General features: G+C 62.0%; 3 protein-coding genes. All 3 read right to left on the bottom strand.

Annotated features, from left to right (window positions below):
- Window positions 1–174 (bottom strand): DUF5681 domain-containing protein (locus MKK69_RS20660; RefSeq protein ID WP_243970973.1); only part of this gene is annotated, 174 nt, incomplete at its 3' end.
- 57 nt (window positions 175–231) lie between these two features.
- A complete protein-coding gene (locus MKK69_RS20655; RefSeq protein WP_243970971.1) occupies window positions 232–489 on the bottom strand; it encodes a hypothetical protein in 258 nt (85 codons plus the stop codon).
- An 81-nt stretch (window positions 490–570) separates the two neighbouring features.
- A complete protein-coding gene (locus tag MKK69_RS20650) occupies window positions 571–834 on the bottom strand; it encodes a hypothetical protein (RefSeq protein ID WP_243970970.1) in 264 nt (87 codons plus the stop codon).
- Window positions 835–1,139: the final 305 nt, after the last annotated feature.

The raw sequence follows: 1,139 nt of genomic DNA, 5'->3' as shown, positions 1-1,139 counted from the left end.
CAGCGCGACCGTGTCGCCCTCCAGAGCCATCTCGATCGCCTTGCGGGTCAGGGCCTCGCTCTCGCCGTCGAGGATCGTCTCCAGGGCCTCGGTCGACCGGTTGCGGGCACCCTTCGGACGACCGCCGGGGTTGCCGCTCTGGCCCTGCCCGAATGGCCGACCATCACCCGGCATACTCACCCCCTGCGGCTCGGCGTGGCTGTAAAGAACAGCCAAAAAACAGCCACGACCTCATCGCCCGCACCTGTCGGTGATGTCCTTCAGCGGCAGGTCGTACCCAGGCGCGACCATGACGCGGATGATGGCGCATTCGTCATCGCGGATGTCGTGGCCACACTCTCGGAGGAAGGCGACGGCGGCATCTCTAGGCAAACCCTTCGGCCCCTTTATCGCGAAGTGGCGCACCGTGCGGTGCTGCGGCGGGCAGATGGCGCTCTCCAGCTTCGCTAGGCGCTTGCTCAGACTATTCGAGGTCCTGTCGACAGGCATTGAAACGTGTCCAAAATCCAAGTTCAGCCGATAGATAGCATCTCACCAAGCATTTGGCATGCGACGATGAGAATGCTCACCTCATGCCGCACGGTCTTGATAGTGACCGAACCAGTCAGCCAAGGTCTCGTCATCGCCGTTGACGTACAGACTCGGGTTGGCTGACCACAGGGTGGCCGTCTGTGCGTCGCATCGGCGGATGATGACGAGACCGTAGGCAGGGCCGGACAGGGCGGCACGATCCGCACCCTTCTCAGCACCGGTCCGGTGACGACAGCGATAGCCACGATCAGGATGGGTTTCGAACCAAGCTGCATCGTCGGCGCTGAATTTGGGGTAGGGCATTGCTGATCCTTCTGGTTGCCGCTCAGATCGCCAGATTTGGCCAAGGACGGCGTTCGTTCGATTATCGCTAGTTGACAGCGCTCAAGCGAAGAAAGCCGCTCACGGGCCAAATTTGAAGGCAGGAAGGGGTTCCGGCCCCAATCACTTCACCCGGTAGTCGATGCCGGCAAGCTCGATGCCTTGGTCTACGAGCTGCTTGTCCGACCCCTTCCGCGCGACGGTGGATGGCTTCAGCGGCGGCCCGGAATATTCGGTAATGGCCTGCTGTAGGTCGCCCTTGATGATCTCACCCATGAGCGCGAGCG

The organism is Methylobacterium sp. J-026 (assembly GCF_022829585.1).
Lineage (GTDB): Bacteria > Pseudomonadota > Alphaproteobacteria > Rhizobiales > Beijerinckiaceae > Methylobacterium.
The sequence above is the reverse complement of the archived record's forward strand: the minus strand, read 5'-3'. Positions and strand labels throughout refer to the sequence as shown.